This is a genomic window from Anaerospora hongkongensis, from assembly GCF_004339805.1.
In the GTDB taxonomy this organism is placed as follows: Bacteria; Bacillota; Negativicutes; order Sporomusales; family DSM-15969; genus Anaerospora; species Anaerospora hongkongensis.
This window is the reverse complement of the sequence record NZ_SLUI01000003.1, coordinates 147,522-164,720: the sequence shown is the minus strand read 5'-3', so window position 1 is coordinate 164,720 and position 17,199 is coordinate 147,522. Positions and strand designations below refer to the sequence as shown.

General features: G+C 48.9%; 19 protein-coding genes, 3 tRNA genes and 1 riboswitch. Of the genes, 3 read left to right on the top strand and 19 right to left on the bottom strand.

Annotated elements, in window-relative coordinates; genetic code table 11:
* Nucleotides 1-4 precede the first annotated feature (4 nt).
* Nucleotides 5-1,333, bottom strand: a complete 1,329-nt coding sequence (locus tag EV210_RS05470; protein WP_132076798.1) for an MFS transporter — start codon at nt 1,331-1,333, stop codon at nt 5-7.
* A gap of 129 nt (nt 1,334-1,462) precedes the next feature.
* On the opposite strand from EV210_RS05470, the gene EV210_RS05465 reads away from it, so the two are divergent.
* Entirely contained in the window at nt 1,463-2,668 is a 1,206-nt protein-coding gene (locus EV210_RS05465; RefSeq protein ID WP_165898793.1) for an MFS transporter, read from the top strand.
* 105 nt (nt 2,669-2,773) lie between these two features.
* On the opposite strand, the gene EV210_RS05460 is transcribed toward EV210_RS05465, so the two are convergent.
* A complete protein-coding gene (locus EV210_RS05460; protein WP_132077361.1) occupies nt 2,774-3,298 on the bottom strand; it encodes a transcription repressor NadR in 525 nt (174 codons plus the stop codon).
* Nucleotides 3,299-3,403: 105 nt separating this feature from the next.
* On the opposite strand from EV210_RS05460, the gene EV210_RS05455 reads away from it, so the two are divergent.
* Nucleotides 3,404-4,045 carry a lactate utilization protein gene (locus EV210_RS05455; RefSeq protein WP_132076792.1) on the top strand — a complete coding sequence of 214 codons (642 nt, stop codon included), beginning with the start codon at nt 3,404-3,406 and terminating at the stop codon, nt 4,043-4,045.
* Nucleotides 4,046-4,091: 46 nt separating this feature from the next.
* Here EV210_RS05455 and EV210_RS05450 read toward each other — a convergent pair.
* The 3 genes from EV210_RS05450 to EV210_RS05440 all read right to left on the bottom strand — a co-directional run bounded on the left by EV210_RS05450 (nt 4,092) and on the right by EV210_RS05440 (nt 4,333).
* Nucleotides 4,092-4,167: transfer RNA gene (locus EV210_RS05450), tRNA-Val, on the bottom strand.
* 5 nt (nt 4,168-4,172) lie between these two features.
* Nucleotides 4,173-4,247 (bottom strand) — tRNA-Glu (locus EV210_RS05445).
* 10 nt (nt 4,248-4,257) lie between these two features.
* Nucleotides 4,258-4,333: transfer RNA gene (locus tag EV210_RS05440), tRNA-Asn, on the bottom strand.
* A 146-nt stretch (nt 4,334-4,479) separates the two neighbouring features.
* Between EV210_RS05440 and EV210_RS05435 the strand changes: the two genes are divergently transcribed.
* A complete protein-coding gene (locus tag EV210_RS05435) occupies nt 4,480-5,592 on the top strand; it encodes an aminopeptidase (protein ID WP_132076789.1) in 1,113 nt (370 codons plus the stop codon).
* A gap of 57 nt (nt 5,593-5,649) precedes the next feature.
* On the opposite strand, the gene speE is transcribed toward EV210_RS05435, so the two are convergent.
* The 14 genes from speE to EV210_RS05370 all read right to left on the bottom strand — a co-directional run bounded on the left by speE (nt 5,650) and on the right by EV210_RS05370 (nt 17,182).
* Complete coding sequence (speE, locus tag EV210_RS05430; protein ID WP_132076786.1) at nt 5,650-6,483, bottom strand: polyamine aminopropyltransferase; 834 nt, start codon at nt 6,481-6,483, stop codon at nt 5,650-5,652.
* A gap of 156 nt (nt 6,484-6,639) precedes the next feature.
* Nucleotides 6,640-7,425, bottom strand: a complete 786-nt coding sequence (locus EV210_RS05425) for a short-chain-enoyl-CoA hydratase (RefSeq protein WP_132076783.1) — start codon at nt 7,423-7,425, stop codon at nt 6,640-6,642.
* A 21-nt stretch (nt 7,426-7,446) separates the two neighbouring features.
* Complete coding sequence (locus tag EV210_RS05420; protein ID WP_132076780.1) at nt 7,447-8,304, bottom strand: 3-hydroxybutyryl-CoA dehydrogenase; 858 nt, start codon at nt 8,302-8,304, stop codon at nt 7,447-7,449.
* 77 nt (nt 8,305-8,381) lie between these two features.
* Entirely contained in the window at nt 8,382-9,080 is a 699-nt protein-coding gene (locus EV210_RS05415) for a 3-oxoacid CoA-transferase subunit B (RefSeq protein WP_132077358.1), read from the bottom strand.
* A 28-nt stretch (nt 9,081-9,108) separates the two neighbouring features.
* Nucleotides 9,109-9,825 (bottom strand): CoA transferase subunit A, encoded by a 717-nt coding sequence (locus EV210_RS05410; RefSeq protein WP_132076777.1) that lies wholly within the window; start codon nt 9,823-9,825, stop codon nt 9,109-9,111.
* Nucleotides 9,826-10,045: 220 nt separating this feature from the next.
* The gene (hydE, locus tag EV210_RS05405) at nt 10,046-11,080 is read right to left on the bottom strand and encodes a [FeFe] hydrogenase H-cluster radical SAM maturase HydE (RefSeq protein WP_132076774.1); all 1,035 of its coding nucleotides are present in this window, start codon (nt 11,078-11,080) and stop codon (nt 10,046-10,048) included.
* A gap of 16 nt (nt 11,081-11,096) precedes the next feature.
* Nucleotides 11,097-11,927 (bottom strand): ATP-dependent sacrificial sulfur transferase LarE, encoded by an 831-nt coding sequence (larE, locus tag EV210_RS05400; protein ID WP_132076771.1) that lies wholly within the window; start codon nt 11,925-11,927, stop codon nt 11,097-11,099.
* 170 nt (nt 11,928-12,097) lie between these two features.
* Complete coding sequence (locus EV210_RS05395) at nt 12,098-13,384, bottom strand: homocysteine synthase (RefSeq protein ID WP_132076767.1); 1,287 nt, start codon at nt 13,382-13,384, stop codon at nt 12,098-12,100.
* Nucleotides 13,385-13,488: 104 nt separating this feature from the next.
* On the bottom strand, nt 13,489-13,698 hold the full coding sequence (locus EV210_RS05390) for a YezD family protein (RefSeq protein ID WP_207900661.1): 210 nt from the start codon (nt 13,696-13,698) through the stop codon (nt 13,489-13,491).
* 11 nt (nt 13,699-13,709) lie between these two features.
* Nucleotides 13,710-13,883 carry a YezD family protein gene (locus EV210_RS22995; protein ID WP_243650448.1) on the bottom strand — a complete coding sequence of 58 codons (174 nt, stop codon included), beginning with the start codon at nt 13,881-13,883 and terminating at the stop codon, nt 13,710-13,712.
* A gap of 42 nt (nt 13,884-13,925) precedes the next feature.
* Nucleotides 13,926-14,078, bottom strand: coding sequence for a hypothetical protein (locus tag EV210_RS22500; protein WP_165898792.1), 153 nt, complete (start codon nt 14,076-14,078; stop codon nt 13,926-13,928).
* A gap of 55 nt (nt 14,079-14,133) precedes the next feature.
* Entirely contained in the window at nt 14,134-14,628 is a 495-nt protein-coding gene (locus EV210_RS05380; RefSeq protein ID WP_132076764.1) for a hypothetical protein, read from the bottom strand.
* A gap of 77 nt (nt 14,629-14,705) precedes the next feature.
* A riboswitch (SAM riboswitch) is annotated at nt 14,706-14,808 on the bottom strand.
* A 72-nt stretch (nt 14,809-14,880) separates the two neighbouring features.
* A complete protein-coding gene (locus EV210_RS05375) occupies nt 14,881-15,555 on the bottom strand; it encodes a DUF1847 domain-containing protein (protein ID WP_132076761.1) in 675 nt (224 codons plus the stop codon).
* A gap of 187 nt (nt 15,556-15,742) precedes the next feature.
* Nucleotides 15,743-17,182 (bottom strand): 4-hydroxyphenylacetate 3-hydroxylase N-terminal domain-containing protein, encoded by a 1,440-nt coding sequence (locus tag EV210_RS05370; protein ID WP_132076758.1) that lies wholly within the window; start codon nt 17,180-17,182, stop codon nt 15,743-15,745.
* Between the last annotated feature and the right edge of the window lie 17 nt (nt 17,183-17,199).

Genomic DNA, 17,199 nt, shown 5'->3' with positions numbered 1-17,199 from the left:
ACAACTACCTGCTGATTTCATCGAGGGTTTTATTCTTCGTCTCTTCACCAAGCACCAGGACCGCCAGCGCAATAATGACCAATGTTATGGTGAACATGGTGAAAATCCGGGAAAAGCCGTCAGCACCGCCAATCATGTAGCCAACTACCGCCGGTGCCAGCACACCGCCGATGCGCCCCACACCGGCTGCCCAGCCGGAGCCGAGAGCACGCACCCGGGTTGGATACAGTTCCGGTGTATAGGTATAAATGACACCCCATGCTCCCAGGTTAAAGAAAGAAATTAAGCTTCCCCAGAATAATACCGTTGCCGGACTGCCGCCCTGGCCAAAGAAATAGCTTGCCAGTGCCGTACCGGCTAAATACGCTGCTAAAGTGACCTTGCGTCCTACTTTGTCCACCAGCCAGGCAGCACTGAAATAGCCAGGCAGCTGGGCTAAGGTCATAATCAGTACGTATTCAAAGGTTTTAATCATTGTATAGCCCTGCGTAACCATCAGTGACGGCAGCCAGGTAAAAATGCCATAATAAGAGTACACAATGCCAAACCAAACAATCCACAGCATCGCGGTCCGTTTCAGAAAATGAGGAGACCATAATTCGCGGAAATCCGTACGTCCTGTTACGGCAGCAGTCTCAGTAGTAGCGGTAGCCGCAGCATAAACCGGTGTAATGCCTGCCTGTGTTTCCAGACGGGCCACAATGCGATTTGCTTCGTCCAGTTTACCGCTGCTGGCCAGATACCGTACCGATTCCGGTATTGCCAGGCGAATGACGAACACATACAGAGCAGGCAATGCGCCGATGAAAAAAGCAGCCTGCCAGCCGTAATAGGGGATAAACAGATAAGATAACAGTGCCGCCACCAGCCAGCCTACTCCCCAGAAGCTTTCCAGGAGGACCATGAACCGTCCCCGGACAGCAGGCGGCGAATACTCGGTCATCAATGTTGCGGCGACAGGCAATTCACCGCCCAGCCCGAAGCCGACAAAAAAACGAAATACCAGTAAAGATTCGTAGTTCCAGGCTAAGCCGCACAGCCCGGTAGCCACACTGTAGATAAGCAGGGTTACGGAAAAAACCGCTTTGCGGCCAAAGCGATCTGCCGCCGCACCGGCGATCACCGCCCCAAGCGCCATGCCGACCAGACCGGCACTGCCGATAATTCCCATCTGCGCCGCCGTTAATCCCCAGGCCTTTGCCAAGGCAGGCAATACAAAGGCAATCAGCCCGGTGTCCATCGCATCAAACATCCAGCCGAGGCCAGTAGCGACTAACAGTTTATAGTGAAATTTTCCCACAGGCAGCTTTTCTAAACGAGTTGTTAAATCCATTTCGTCCTCCATGTCTTTACACGTGTCTTGTCACCTTTTACCACCATTATAGATCTTTCTTTTTCAGATGACAACCCTCAATTGATGCAGTATAGTAGAATATACATTCATTATGTCGAGGTGACCGCAATGTCTTTACGTAAATCTTCTTACATTAGCAAGCCGCTGGCTTTGCTGACAATAGCGCACGGTGTTACCGATCTCAGTCAGGGAGCACTTCCGGCGATGCTGCCCTTCCTGAAGAATTATTTTCAGCTCACTTACGCTCAGGTAGGCGCTATTGTTTTAACACAGAATCTTACTTCCTCTGTCATTCAGCCTATTTTCGGCTACCTGACCGACAAGATTTTTCTCCCCTGGCTTATTCCCGTCAGCCTCTTGCTAGCCGGAGTCGGCATGGCGGCAACAGGCCTAGCCACTTCTTATTCCCTGCTCCTGTTCACGATCGTCGTCAGCGGACTCGGCATCGCCGGTTTTCATCCCCAGGCCTCCAAGTCGGCTCACCTGATCAGTTCGGCCGCCACGAAAGGCCGCAGCATGGGAACTTTCTCAGTAGGCGGCAATTTCGGAGCAGCAGTTGGCTCCATTTTCATGACTTTTCTGCTCAGCGGCCCCGGCTCTATCACTAATACCATCTATTTTCTTATCCCTGCGGCACTAATGGCCTTACTGGCCTGGCAAAGCCTGCCGCACATTTCGCCTCAGGCTGCATCTGCGTCAACCGCAGCACCTGCGCCAAAGGTGTCTGTTCACACATTGCCCTGGGGCCTTTTGACCACTCTTCTTAGTTTCATCTTTATCCGCTCCAGTATTCATACCGGCTTAAGTACCTATATTCCGCTCTATTATGCCGACTATCTATCGGGCAGTCCGCTCTATGCCAGTTATTTATTATCCGCTTTTCTTATCGCCGGAGTCATAGGCACTTACGCAGGCGGCCTGCTCAGCGACCGCTTTGGACGCAAAACAGTCATTATTGTCTCTACAGCTCTCTCTATGCCGCTCATCTTTTTATTTCAATTCACTTCCGGCTTTGCTACCGTCCTGCTTGCCGCCATCACCGGTTTGACACTGATCTCCTCTTTTGCCACGACTGTTGTTATGGCCCAGGAAATGATGCCGCAGCATATCGGTATGGCTTCAGGCCTGACCATCGGCTTTACGATTGGCCTCGGCGGGATTGGGGCAACCATTCTTGGTTATGTAGCCGACCACTTTGGTATCCCTTTCGTGTTTACGATTTTAACACTATTGCCCGTTGCCGGTCTCTTTTTTGCATCTTTCTTACCAGGCAAATTATTTCAGCGCGATATTCATGCCACTTCCGGCCATTGATACAGCTTTGCTTAGCCGGCCCCGAACTTGCTCTCCTGAAAAAAGAAGCGAGCTGAGCAGATTATTCGCCTGCACAGCTCGCTTCTTTTTATTTTGTCCCTCGCGTTACTGCTCAACCAGAAAACCGCGCTCTTTTAACTGGTTTTGAATCTCCTGCAGCACTTCTGCCGACGGAACTTCAACGGTATGGAGATGAACACCGCCGGTTACAGCGGATAACGGTTCGGCACTGCTGTCTTGAATCGCAGTTAAAAAAGCCGCCAGCTCACGACGGGATGCCAGCATCAAATTTGCCTTTATTTCCCCATAAACGCCATGTTCAACAATGACATCCAGTACCTTGCCGCCGTTATCAATGATAATGGCCAATTCCTCAGCCATATCATCCCTTCCATGGCGGCAGGCCAGTTGGGCCGTTATAACAGGCAGCTCCGGTAAACCAGGTACTACATACCCTTGCGGCGTAGCATATATTTCCAGTCCACCGGCCCGCAAGATCGCAATGTCCCCGACGATCACCTGACGGCTGACCTTAAGCTGTTTGGCCAATGCGCCCCCGGCCAGTGGAGTTTTCGCTTGTCTCAAAAGTTCTGCCAACTGCTTGCGCCGTTCTTTGCCATCTACCTGCATCACTGCGCTCCTCCATACTTACCTGATTTTTCCTGTTCCCAAGAGGTTTTTTTATGCTGCCGTAGAAATCCTTAATAGTTTTATTTTACTACAGGAGGTTATACAATGCACGAATTTAAACCCTGGCACAACACGGTTATTGGTGAAAAAGTAGTAGCTGCCTTAAACAAGAACAACTTTAAAGCAGTCTATGTACCAACCAAAGAGGAAGCCATCGAGCAGATTCTGGCTCATATTCCTACCGACGCATCTGTCGGTATTGCCGGTTCCTGGACAATTCATCAGCTTGGCCTCGACGAGCTGGTGGAAACAAGGGGTAATACGGTATACAACCACAACAAGCCTGGCCTCAGTCCGGAGACTATCTCTGATTTTCGCCACAAGCAGATGTCCTGTGATGTATTCCTCACCAGCACTAACGCTTTGACCCTGAGCGGCAAGCTTGTTAATACCGATGGAGCCGGCAACCGTGTAGCGGCTATGATCTTTGGCCCGAAAAAAGTAATCATCGTTACCGGCATCAATAAGATTGTCACCGATGTGACCGAAGCAGAAAAGCGCATTCAGCTTCATGCCGCTCCTATCAACAACAAGCGCCTTGCCAAAGCCAACCCCTGTGTGCAGACCGGCCAGTGCATGGACTGTAGCAGTCCCCAGCGCATCTGTAATATTACTACCGTTCTTCATAAGAAACCACTGGGTTCGGATATTCATATTTTTGTTATCGGCGAAGATCTTGGTTTTTAAAGTAAATAAAAATAAACGCCAAACAAATTGTTTGGCGTTTATAATTTGGTGGGCGATGACGGGATCGAACCGCCGACATCCTGCTTGTAAGGCAGGCGCTCTCCCGGCTGAGCTAATCGCCCGGGATTGGTGACCCGTAAGGGAATCGAACCCTTGATACCGCCGTGAAAGGGCGGTGTCTTAACCGCTTGACCAACGGGCCAGAAAAGAAATGGCTCCTCGAGTAGGACTCGAACCTACGACCGATCGGTTAACAGCCGATTGCTCTACCAACTGAGCTATCGAGGAACGACGACAAAATAAATTATAAAACATCTTAAGACAAAATGCAAGAGGTTTACGATAATTTTTTTATTGAAAATAAAAGGAAATTTTTATAAGAATGGATAACTGTAAATACTACAGACAGATAACTACCACTAGGAGGCGTTTCCATGGATCCCAGAATCAAAACACTCGCGAAAAATCTGATTACGTACTCTGTTGACTTACAACCAGGTGAAAAAGTACTCATTGAAGTTTTTGATAATGCCCATCCGCTGGCTAAAGCTTTGGTGGATGAAACCTACCGCGCCGGCGGCCTCCCTTTTCTAACAATTAAAAACAATCAGCTGCAGCGTTCCCTGCTGCGTCAGGCAACAGTTGAGCAGCTAACACTGATTGGTCAGTGGGAAGCAGAGCGCATGAAAAATATGGACGCTTATATTGGGATTAGAGCAAGCGAAAATGTGAGCGAGCTGTCCGATGTGCCTGCCGAAAACATGCAAAACTACCAACAGTACTGGAGCAAGCCCGTTCATTTGGACATCCGGGTCCCTCATACCAAATGGTGCGTCATGCGCTATCCCAATGGCAGCATGGCCCAATTGGCAAATAGCAGCACCGATGCTTTCGAGGATTTCTACTTTAATGTCTGCAACCTGGATTATGCCAAAATGGCTAAAGCAATGGACCCGGCGATTGCCCTGTTTGAACAGACGGATAAAGTCCGCATCATTAGTCCCGGTACGGATCTGACTTTTTCCATCAAAGGCATTCCCGCCGTAAAATGTTCCGGTTTGCGCAACATTCCTGACGGTGAAGTCTACACCGCCCCGGTGCGTGATTCGGTTAACGGTGTAATCACCTATAATACCCCGGCAGTATACCAGGGTGTCACCTATGAGAATATCCGCTTTGAATTTGAAAACGGCAAAATCATCAAAGCAACCGCCAATGAAACGGAAAAACTGAACAAAGTCCTGGATAGTGATGCTGGCGCCCGCTATATCGGCGAATTCGCCCTTGGCGTCAATCCCTATATTGATACACCGATGAAAGATACCCTCTTTGATGAAAAAATCAAGGGCAGCCTGCATTTTACACCAGGCAACGCCTATGATACCGCTTTTAACGGCAATAAATCCGTCATTCACTGGGATTTGGTACTCATCCAAAACCCGGAATACGGCGGCGGCGAAATTTGGTTTGATGATCGCTTGATTCGCAAAGACGGCCTGTTCGTAGTTCCCGAGCTGGAACCCTTAAATCCGGAAAACTTAAAATAAGTTCTTTTTACTCAAAAAAGAACTCACCTTCCAGGCAGCCAGCCGGAAGGTGAGTTTTTATTTCAGCATTTGTTTGATAAAGTTTGGCAGGGTAAAGCAGCTTTTTTGAATATCCCGGTTATGGTAGCGGGTATTTAATTCTTCGATTGTGCTGGTATCTACCGTCAGCGGATCATGTACCTTTGATCCTATCGTAAAGCAATGGGTCCCGCTTGGATAAAGCGGTATTGGTGCCAGGTACAGACGGGTAATCGGGAAAAGCGAGGCAATATCTTTCCAGGCCCGCTGAAGCAGCTCGGCATGAATAAAAGGAGACTCTGTCTGCTGAACAAAGAGTCCGTCAGCTTTTAAGGCTTTCTTTACACTCTGATAAAATTCATAAGTAAACAGGCCTTCTCCCGGTCCAATAGGATCAGAGCAGTCTACAATAATCACATCATAGTGGTTTTCCAGTTCGGCAATATGCTTGATCCCGTCATCAATACGCAAATCCAGCTTAGGATGCTGATTACGCATGGCTTCGGAAATCTCCGGCAGATATTGTTTGCTGACCTCTACTACCAATCCGTCAATCTCAACCATAACCGCCTTTTCTACGCTTGAGTGCTTGACTACCTCTCGCGCGCTGCCTCCGTCCCCACCGCCGATGATTAATACCTTCTGCGGGTTAGGATGTGTAAAGAGCGGTACATGCGCAATCATCTCGTGATAAATGTACTCATCAAAAACAGACGTTTGATATACACCGTCCAGGACAAGCATGCGGCCAAATTGTTCCGAATCAACAACCGCAATATCCTGAAACTTCGATTTACCTGAATAAAGCGTTTCTTTAATCCTAGTAGTCAAACCCAGATTTTTGGTTTGAAACTCAGTCATCCATAATTCCATGTCATCCCTCCTAGAATCGGTAACACTAGTATAACCAGTATCATCCATCCGAAATGGCAAGTTATATCATATATTTTACCAGAAGGAAGAAAGAATTGCCATTATATAAAAGCTCCCGCCCCAAAATAGGGCGGGAACTTAGAGAAATGCTTTTATTTACTTGCCTTGAAAACTGGCTTTGCGCTTTTCAACAAAGGCGCTCATGCCTTCTTTTTGGTCAGCGGTGGCGAAGCAAAGGCCAAAAACTTCCGCTTCGTAGGCCACGCCGGTTTCGAGGTCAGTATCCAGACCTTCATTAACGGCAGCTTTACAAAGCTGAACAGCAATCGGTGCCCGGGACATAATTTTTTCTGCCATAGCACGGGCTACCGTCATCAGTTCGTCAGCAGCTGCAACCTTATTGACCAGGCCAATGCGATACGCTTCATTAGCATCAATGACATCGCCGGTATACAGTAATTCTTTGGAACGTCCCTTGCCAACCAGGCGGGCTAAACGTTGAGTGCCGGCAAAGCCGGGAGTAATGCCAAGCGTAACTTCCGGCTGGCCGAATTTAGCTCTGTCCGAGGCAATGCGAATATCGCAGGACATTGCCAGTTCGCACCCGCCGCCGAGAGCAAAGCCATTAACTGCTGCTATTACCGGTTGGGGGAGGTTCTCAATTTTGTTGAAAACAGCCTGACCAAGTTTACCGAAATTGCGGCCTTCGATTGCCGTTTTATGCTGCATTTCTGTGATATCCGCACCGGCGACAAACGCTTTTTCGCCGCTGCCTGTGAGGATTACCACTTTGATATCAGTATCTTTGGCAATTAGATCAGCCAGCTTATCCAGTTCTTCGAGAGTAGCCTGATTCAGCGCATTAAGGGCTTTAGGCCGGTTAATCGTTACCAGCCCGATTCCTTCCTGTTTCTCAAATAACAGATTAGCAAACTCACTCATACATTCCACCGCCTATTCAATTTATTTATTATAGTCGTAGAATCCTTTGCCTGTTTTGCGTCCCAGATAGCCGGCCTGCACCATTTTCTTGAGCAGCGGGCACGGACGGTATTTCGGGTCACCATAGCCGTCATAGAGCACTTCCATGATGTACAGCACGGTATCGTTGCCGATCAGGTCGGACAGTGCCAAGGGTCCCATCGGATGGTTAAAGCCCAGTTTAGCGACAGTATCAATATCTTCCGCGCTTGCTACACCTTCCATCAAGGTGAAAACAGCTTCATTGATCATCGGAATCATGATCCGGTTGCCCACAAAGCCAGGGAAATCAGATACTTTTACAGGGGATTTGCCGAGGTTTTCTGCTAAAGCTTTTACTGCCGCAAATGTTTCCTCACTTGTGGCAAGGCCATTGATTACTTCTACCAGCTTCATAACGGGAGCAGGATTGAAGAAATGCATGCCGATCACTTTATCAGCCCGTTTGGTTAATGCACCGATAGCGGTTACAGGCAGCGAGGAAGTATTCGTGGCAAAAATGGTGTGCGCCGGGCACTGCTGATCAAGCTGCTGGAAAATCGTTTTTTTGATTTCCATATTCTCAATAGCGGCTTCAACAACCAGATCAACATCGCAGGCTGCGGCATCCAATTCCACTACACCTTGAATACGGCTCATAATGGCAGTTTTTTCCTCAGCTGAAAGCTTGCCTTTTTCCACTGATTTAGCCAGATTTTTATCAATTCCGGCAATTCCTTTTTTAACGAACTCTTCTTTAATATCGCGAAGGGTTACTTGCAAGCCGCCCTGCGCCATTACTTGAGCAATTCCGCTGCCCATTTGTCCTGCACCGATAATAAGTGCCTTTTTAAATTCCATGTGTTTATTCCCCTTTCTATTCTTAAGTTTATAAAGCATGCGCAAGCCGGATTAAACATCCCGGTCCTGCCACATGTTTATTGCTCTTTTGCGGCTGCCGCCTCCTGAATAAAGCCCAGCCGGTATTCGGTAAGATCATCAGCAACGGTAAACTCCGCTTCGGTCAGAGCGCGGATATCGTCAACCGTAAAGCCTGCCGCCATTTCCCGGAGGATTAAGCCTGCCGGACCAACAGAAAAAACGGCCTTGTCCGTAATGATAATATCTACCACCCCTTTACCGGTCAACGGCAGCAGACACTCTTTCAATACTTTGGAGGCTCCCTTTTTATCATTATGCTGCAAAGTAGCAACAACCTTACGGGCTCCGCCCACCAGGTCCATTGCTCCTCCCATGCCGGGTGAGTATTTCCCCGGTGCCACCGGCATGGCCCAGTTGGCAATATTACCATACTGATCCACTTCGAGCGCCCCTAAGATAGTAGTATCTACGTGACCTCCCCGAATAATGCTGAAAGATGTTGTCAGATCAAAAATTGCCGCCCCAGGCTGCAGACTGATCGGCTGACCGCCGGCATTGCCGTTATCGGCATCCTGCTGACCCCGTTTGGGTGTTGGCCCGAAAAGCAGGCACCCGTTCTCGGATTGCAGGATCACATCCACGCCATCGGGAATATAATTGGCCACGGCAGTTGGCATACCAAAACCTAAGTTTACCACTTCTCCGTCATTTAATTCCAATGCGGCCCTACGAGCTATCATTTCTCTATAATCCATCATATACCCTCCTTTTTTTGGCACGAAATTATGCTAAACGGCCAGTACGCATCCACAGCTCTTCATAAATCCGCTGATGCTCTTCGAAGGCGTATCCTTGAATAACAGCTCTGACAAATATCCCCGGAGTTCCCACGCGGATAGGCTCAATAGCGCCAACTTCCACAATTTCATTCACTTCAGCCACCGTATAGTCAGCAGCCATAGCGACAACCGGATTGCTGTTCAGCGAAACACCACGGTATTCCACATTCCCCAGTTGGTCGGCACGGTATCCTTTTATAAAAGCAAAATCTGCCTTAAGCGGCAGTTCCAGGAGGTATTCTTTGCCGTTAATGGTTAATTTTTGTTTGTCCTTTTCCACCAGCGTACCTACACCAATTGGCGTCAATACGCCGCCCAGACCGGACCCGGCAGCCCGGATTTTTTCAATCCACGACCCCATCGGGTAAAATTCGACTTCCAAATCACCGCTCTTGTACACCTCCAGAGCTTCCGGGCAAGTACCCGTATGAGCTGTAATAAACTTCTTCACCTGCCGGTTTTTAAACAAGGGTGCCAGATCGAAGCCACCGCCGGGATAAGCATTGGTAACCGCAATCACCGTAAGCTCCTTTACCCCTTTTTCAACCAGCTTTTCAATGCACTTGAGCGGAGATCCGATGCCGAGAAAGCCACCAATCATAATGGTTGCTCCATCGTTCACTCGGTCAATCACCTTGTCCAGTTCGGTAATCTTGTTCATATACCCCTCTCCCTTTTACCTGTGACGGTATTTTCTATCTCCAAGCAGCCGCTTATCCGGCGGCTGTAAGGGCCTTTGGGTGCAAGTTTCTACCTACTATTCCAGCGCGAAGTGGTAATTATTACCTCTTTATTGTAACACGTTTTTGGACTTGTGAAAATATTAACTTTCTTTTCAACAAAGATGCAAAAATCCCCGCCTGGTCTGGCGGGGATTCGTGTTATAGAGGACAGCATTTATTCCGGAAACCATAATCTTCGGAAATAGACCGGCCAATAGCGGTAATCTTGCCGGTTATACAGCCCCGGCAATGAGCAGGCGTATCATTAATACAGATTTTCCCCGGATACAGGGCATAAAACTTCCGGTAATCTCCCTCCGTAACATTAGGCATCACTACATTAGCCCCACTTTGCAGTGCCACAACCCGGCCCTGGCGGTTAAGCGTTTCCATAGCAGTTGTCGCAGGAATATTAATGTCCGGCAGCAGCAGCCTGGTAATCGCCATTACTTTCAGACTCAACTCGAATGAGCCGCCTGCCGCTGCGGCCAGGGGTGTGTCGGGATTCGGAATAAATGGTCCGATACCGACCATGTCCGCATTTAGTTCTTTAAAAAACAGAATATCGTCAGCCAGTGATTCCAGTGTCTGGCCCGGCAGACCGACCAAACAGCCTGTTCCCAGTTCATAGCCAAGCTCCCGTAAATCCTTTAAGCAGCGAATCCGGTTAACAAAGCTCATGCCCGGATCAAGCCGCTCATACAAAGCCTGGTCGGTTGTTTCAATCCGAAGCAGATAACGGTCTGCTCCGGCCTCTTTATAGGCCCGGTATTCGTCCGTTGATTTTTCACCTACGCTTAGTGTAATGGCCAGATCAAGCTCTTTGATCTTCCGAATGATATACTGCAGCTTATCGACAGTAAAATAGTCATCTTCACCCGATTGCAAGACTACTGTACGATAGCCGTAAGAACGGGCCTTAGCGGCAAAATCGAGAATTTCCTCTGTCGTGAGACGGTAACGCTGGACATTTAGATTCTCACGCCGCAAACCGCAGTAGAGACAATTCTGCTTACAGATATTCGAAAACTCAATAAGGCCGCGCAAGTGAACCAGGTTGCCCACATATTTTTCCCGCAGCGCATTGGCTGCTTCAAAAAGAGGGCCGTCAAACTCTGTTGTCTGCAGCAGCCGGACAATCTCTTCCTTGGTCAGCAAATGGGTAGCTGCCGCCTGCTGAATTGCCGTTAGCATAGAACACCTCCACTTATCATGAGTTGCCGTTTGCCTGTGTAAGGGTTTCATTCATACTGCCTGTTCGGTAACCGGTTAAATCAAGCGTAACAAATGTAAAGCCCAGTTTTTTAAAATAAGCGCTGACCGCCTGTGCCGTTTCGGGCGCGGCAAGCACCGGTATATCCTGGGGAGCAACTTCAATACGGGCAATGTCGCCATGATGGCGTACCCGTACCTGACCGGTGGTAAGCGGTTTTAAATATTCTTCAGCCTGCTCGATTTGCGACAGTTTTTCCGACGTAATGGGCTGCCCATAAGCAACCCGCGAGGACAAACATGCCGCGCTCAGCTTATTCCAGGTAGGCAGTCCCCAGGCTGCCGATATTTCCCGTATTTCGTCTTTCGTAAGTCCCACTTCCAGCAGCGGGCTGCGTACCTGGCCTAATTCACCGATTGCCCTGAGGCCTGGGCGGTAATCGGAAACATCATCGGCATTTGAGCCATCCAGCACCCATTTTATGTCCTGATTCTTTGCCCACTCAGCCAAAGCGCCGAAACGTGTTTTTTTACAAAAATAGCAGCGTTGGTTCGTATTTTCCACGAAATCAGGACTGTCCAGCTCACTGATGGTCAGTACAAGATGACGGATGCCAATATGGCGGGCGGTCGCCTCCGCTTCTTTCAGTTCACTTTCCGGCAGCGTATCGGAACAGGCGGTTATGGCCACCGCCTTATCCTTTTGTGCCCGGTAAGCTGCGGCGGCAAGAAAAGTGCTGTCAACCCCTCCGGAAAACCCAATAACCGAGCTTTCTAATTCCTGTAAAAGCTGCAGCAGCGCTGCCAGCTTATCATCCAATTGTGACATGGCGACTCCTCCAATATATGTCAGTAAAGCAAATTTAGCACATTTGACTTTCTCTATTTATTTTCGTGATTGTATTTGCGAAATCCTGTTGCCGCCGCTTATCTTCATTAGAAAAAAGAGGCTGAAAGTCCCATCCCCGCGGATGGTCCCTCAGCCTCTTGCTTCCGATATTAGCGGGCGGCCGCCAGCGCCTGCTCCAAATCTTCAATCAAATCTGCCGCATCTTCAAGCCCCAGCGACAGTCTTACCATATCATCAGGTGCGCCGGCAGCACTGCGCTGCTCGGAAGTCAATTGAGAGTGAGTCGTGCTCGCCGGGTGGATAACCAGTGATTTGGCATCGCCAACATTGGCCAGCAGCGAAAAGAGCCGCAGAGAATCAATAAATTTCTTACCTGCTGCCAGACCGCCTTTAATACCAAAGGTAAGAATAGCGCCAGCACCTTCAGGGAGATATTTCTGGGCGAGTGCATAATCCTTATGGCCGGACAAGCCGGGATAGCTGACCCACGATACTTGTTCATGCCCTTCCAGGTATTTTGCTACAGCCAACGCAGTTTCACTATGACGCTTCAGGCGCAGGTGCAGCGTTTCCAGCCCCTGCAGGAACTGGAAGCTGTTAAAGGGGCTCAGGCAGGCGCCGAGATCGCGCAATATTTGCACGCGCAAGCGGACAATATAGGCCTGCGCTCCCAGCGCTTCCGTATAACGGATCCCATGATAACTTGGGTCCGGTTCGCTCAGCAGCGGAAACTTGCCGTTATTCCAGTCAAATTTGCCGCCGTCAATAACCAGTCCTCCCATAGAGGTGCCATGTCCGCCAATGAATTTCGTAGCAGAATGGACCACAATATCTGCTCCGAATTCAATAGGCCGGCACAGGTACGGTGTGGCGAACGTACTGTCAATAATCAGCGGGATGCCGTTCTCATGAGCAACAGCAGCCACTTTTTCAATATCCAGGATATCAATTCGCGGATTGCCAATCGTTTCAGCATAAATCGCTTTTGTATTGGGCGTAATGGCCTTGCGGAAGTTTTCCGGATCACTGGAGTCGACAAAATTCACCTTGATCCCCAGCCTGGGCAGCGTATAGGCAAACATGTTGTATGTACCGCCGTACAAGCTAGACGAACTGACGATCTCATCACCTGCCTGGGCGATGTTGAATATGGCTGCACTAATGGCTGCATGACCGGAGGCAAAGGCTAGAGCGCCTACTCCGCCTTCTAAGGCTGCAATCCGTTTTTCCAGAACATCTGTCGTCGGATTCATAATACGTGTATAGATATTGCCAAATTCCTTAAGACCAAACAAATTTGCCGCATGCTCGCTGTCCCTGAAATTATAAGAGGTTGTCTGATAAATCGGTACTGCTCTCGAGCCGGTTGCCGGATCAGGCTCTTGTCCACCATGGACTGCCAAAGATGCTAAACGTAGGTTTTCTGGTAATGTCATCGTTCATTCTCCTCCTATTTGTTATAAATGACAGTTTTATGTAGAGCCTTCAGTTTACTGATCGGCCTGGGGCGTATCTTCAAACCGGCGGGATACTGCTACGCCTAGATTCCGTCGCCATATATTCCTTCCAGGCCGGTAATCCGGCTTTTATCTGTTCGTTCCACCTGAACAACCTTGCCATTCTTAATGACAAACACCACTTGCCCGTATTTTAATCCGCCTACTGCCTCCAGAATCATTTTCTGCAGCTCGGCAGACTGTTTGGCGTTTTTATTTGACGCTGCCGAGTCAGCTTTACTCTTCTTCTCCACTCTGTGCCCTCCTAAACAAGCCTTATTTTTTCATGCTTTTCCAGTTGAATAATCCGGGAATCCTGTATGATCAGCGTAATTGTCCCATGCAGCATTCCCTGAAAGGATTGTTCTATTTTTTCCAGCACTTCCCCGGAAATGACTTCTTCACTTTTTACGGCTGGTTTATTCGCAGCTTTCGTCAAATCGCTCACTCCATTTCTTACTGGTTGATGTTGATGCTTCCCCTAAACACGCTCACTGTTCGTTCCGTCGTTAGCGCCATCATGAAAGCTTTGTTCAAAAGAAATGACCTTCCCATCCCGAATGGTAATAACTATTTGATTATATCCTTTTTTAGAAGCTGCCACTCCATTTTCCTTATCTATTTTCGGCTCCATATATACCCCTCACTTTTCCTGACATACCTGCTTACGAATTGTCAGCGTCATGACGTTAACCAAATGCAATGCCAAATTTACTCTCCAAAATCGTGACCATTGACGGCAAATGTGCCGTTGGTAAAAGCATCGTTATTTGATGGACTGAGCCAAGCATTCGCAGCAGCGGTATCTCTTCGGAAAGGAGTTCCCCGGTAATGCGGGCAGTTAAATCAGGGACCTGCGTTACCTTGCCTCCGCTGATCGATACAATCGAGCACTGCTTTTCAATATCAAAACAACAATCAAATTGTTTCAGGCCGGCGCAAACCGTCTCCACAGCTTCCTCCGGCACGGTAAACATTACTTGCCCGGCGCGAATACTGATTAATTCTAAGTTAACATGATTCGCAGCAAGTTCCTGCAGCATGCGGGTAACGGCACCAGGACCGTTCAGCAAATTTACCCTTACATGCGCAACGCAGGTAAAACTGTCTACTGTAGTTATTAATTCATCCTCTATTGACACGCTTTCAACTGTCAATTCCGTCACCTCCAACATTCTATCCACTAAAGCACTCCAGGTTGGAGGCAGCTATAAGGAAAAGCCCCCTTTCACGAGGAAAGGGGGCTTTTCATCCGGCCTTTCTCTCATCTCTCAGGATAAAAATCCTGCTGGAATTAGCACCACTGCATTGCTGCCGGTTGCTGGGTGTCATCGGGCCAGTCCCTCGACCACTCTAGATAAGAGTCATGTTCAATTGTGACGATTTTAACATGTTTTTCAGCCACTTGTCAATGCCCTTTTTTATTGTTCCCGGGCCTATTCTTTTACCTGCAGCAGGCGCTTGTAATAGGAGTGAGCCGTATATAAGGCTGCCGCCGGATTATGCCCTGTCAGCCGGTCTTTCGTAATTAATGTAGTCACTAAAGCATCCGAGTACTTAATAAACAGAGAATCATGGCCTACGCACAATCCTACAACCACATTGAGATCTGTTTTGTGATAGTTCAGGATGCGGGCCTGCAGAATGGGATTGCACATGGCTTCATGACTGCCCGGCTTAATCTTATGTTCTTCCAGTATGCCGATTTCGGCTTTGTCCACAGAACCGACCTTGCAAATGACGCTGTAGTAGTCAAACCCCTTGGCGGTAAGAATATCCGCAAAGATTTTCGCCTCTTCGATTAAACCGGCACAGGTGGCGATTCCGATTTTTTTTGCACCAATACGATTGGCAAACTCAATTATTTCCTCTACCCTGGTAAGCTTACCGTAAAAAAGTCCCTCCACCTGCGCTGAAGCTTTGGCAACCAGCGCATCTTCATCATCACCCTGGAGGCAATTTTTTATTTCTTCAATATCTGATGCAATAGAATGTCCCTCATTGTCCTTGGTAGTCAGGCAAAAGCCAGGAAATGCTTTGTTCTTGCTCCGGCAGTTGTAAATACTGCAATCTGTACAGGACATGTTCTCCAAATTCTTTTCTCTTGTCATTGTAACCCCTCCATTGTTTTATTACCAGCTAACCGGCAGGGAAGTTATCATAGCCAGGTTCCTATACAAAAAGGCAAAGGTTCCGCCGGAATACCTTTGCCTTCAGTTGTTACTGATCACCTAACATCTCCAATTTCTGTTATCCTAGCATATAAGAATTGGACAGTCAAGGCCTCTTCCACGGACATTATGCATCTAACTTACCTGCATTTGCAATTCTCTTCGCATACTCAGCAAAATGATCCCAAGGCTCGCTTTTACGCACAACAAGCTTGGCCCCTTCCGGCGAACCACCGCCATGCATGCAGCCAGGAATGCCGCCGCCAACTGTCAGCCATTCGACCAGACGGGCTGCCTTGGCCCGTTCTTTTCCGTCTATGCCTGCTGTCAGCGCCCGTACCAGCTTATCGCCGTATTCAGGAGACTGAAAGTCCTGATAGGCGGGAAAGCAGCCCGTTTCCGCGATACCGCCGCTGATTTCCTGAGCAAGTACTTTTGTCTGATAAGGCAGGGTAGCCACCTGGGTTTTGTTGACATGAGCCAAGAGCGGATCAGGAATCCAAATACCGGAAGGATGCTGCGCCCCTTTAAACATTGCCCCCAGTCCAATACCATAGGTAATTTCATTGTTAATTGCCATTTGGCTGAGTTTTTCCTGAAAGGTTTTCTGCTTTAGTCCGTTGGCTTGAATCATATTGATCGCGGCACCGATCATCACATCACCCTGCCCGGCCACACAGGCGCCGATAGCCGACCGGTAGATTGCAGTAAAGTAATGTAAAAATACGCCGGTATACGGATATTCACCGCATAAAAAAATCCGTTCGTTCGGTACAAAAACATCATCAAACAGCAGGAACGCTTGCGTTATCCCACCTGCTTTCGGTGAGTCCCAGCCCTCCTCCTCATCGCGGCTGTCGCTGGGGCGCCGGGTCTCAACAATCGTAATACCTGCCGCATCGCGCGGGATTGCAAAAGCCAGCGCTGCCGCCTTATCGGCCTCAGTATGAGCGCTTCCCGGCACGCAGATAATCTCATGTGCGGCGGCAACACCGCATATCTGGGCCTTGCAGCCCCTAACGACAATGCCATCCGGTCTTGTTTCCACTATGTGCAGATAGCTGTCGGCATCAGGCTGCTGGGCAACGCCCAGCGCCCGGTTGCCTTTGGCATCAGTCAGTGCACCGGCCAGGGCATACGAATTGTCTTCAACCAGGGCAAAATAATCCTTGATGCGCTGGTGATAAGCTGTTCCGTACTCTTGATCGGCTTCATAGGTAACAGCCCACAGAGCATTGAGCGCCGTCCAACCTGCGCAGGTAGCTCCCTGGCAAGTCCCGGTGCGGTGAAACTGCGCCCGCTTCATCTGACTGTTGGCCAGTACATCCTCGGCACTGGTCATCAGCGTGTTCCAGCGATGGGCTTTTTGCCCCGTCAGATGAGAGGTACGGGTAAAAATACCGGCTTCTTCGGTAAAAGCAGCATCATAGGAATGGGAAACAGACTCTACATGCAGCCTGGTAGCCGGATGCGTCGTCACATCCTCAATTAGCCTGCCCCATTTATAGATATTGGGACGCAGCTTCGCAAGACTTGCTTTATATTGCTCACCGTTTATCAGTGCCACACGAATCCCTCATTTCT

Coding starts and splice junctions, on each gene's coding strand:
- EV210_RS05455 (WP_132076792.1), top strand. CDS start 3,404: ATGCACGAATTTAAACCCTGGCACAACACGGTTATTGGTGAAAAAGTA.
- hydE (WP_132076774.1), bottom strand. CDS start 11,080: ATGCTAACGGCAATTCAGCAGGCGGCAGCTACCCATTTGCTGACCAAG.
- larE (WP_132076771.1), bottom strand. CDS start 11,927: ATGTCACAATTGGATGATAAGCTGGCAGCGCTGCTGCAGCTTTTACAG.
- EV210_RS05470 (WP_132076798.1), bottom strand. CDS start 1,333: ATGGATTTAACAACTCGTTTAGAAAAGCTGCCTGTGGGAAAATTTCAC.
- speE (WP_132076786.1), bottom strand. CDS start 6,483: ATGGAATTATGGATGACTGAGTTTCAAACCAAAAATCTGGGTTTGACT.
- EV210_RS05460 (WP_132077361.1), bottom strand. CDS start 3,298: ATGCAGGTAGATGGCAAAGAACGGCGCAAGCAGTTGGCAGAACTTTTG.
- EV210_RS05425 (WP_132076783.1), bottom strand. CDS start 7,425: ATGAGTGAGTTTGCTAATCTGTTATTTGAGAAACAGGAAGGAATCGGG.
- EV210_RS22500 (WP_165898792.1), bottom strand. CDS start 14,078: ATGGAGCCGAAAATAGATAAGGAAAATGGAGTGGCAGCTTCTAAAAAA.
- EV210_RS05395 (WP_132076767.1), bottom strand. CDS start 13,384: ATGACATTACCAGAAAACCTACGTTTAGCATCTTTGGCAGTCCATGGT.
- EV210_RS05435 (WP_132076789.1), top strand. CDS start 4,480: ATGGATCCCAGAATCAAAACACTCGCGAAAAATCTGATTACGTACTCT.
- EV210_RS05410 (WP_132076777.1), bottom strand. CDS start 9,825: ATGAACAAGATTACCGAACTGGACAAGGTGATTGACCGAGTGAACGAT.
- EV210_RS05415 (WP_132077358.1), bottom strand. CDS start 9,080: ATGGATTATAGAGAAATGATAGCTCGTAGGGCCGCATTGGAATTAAAT.
- EV210_RS05375 (WP_132076761.1), bottom strand. CDS start 15,555: ATGACAAGAGAAAAGAATTTGGAGAACATGTCCTGTACAGATTGCAGT.
- EV210_RS05465 (WP_165898793.1), top strand. CDS start 1,463: ATGTCTTTACGTAAATCTTCTTACATTAGCAAGCCGCTGGCTTTGCTG.
- EV210_RS05420 (WP_132076780.1), bottom strand. CDS start 8,304: ATGGAATTTAAAAAGGCACTTATTATCGGTGCAGGACAAATGGGCAGC.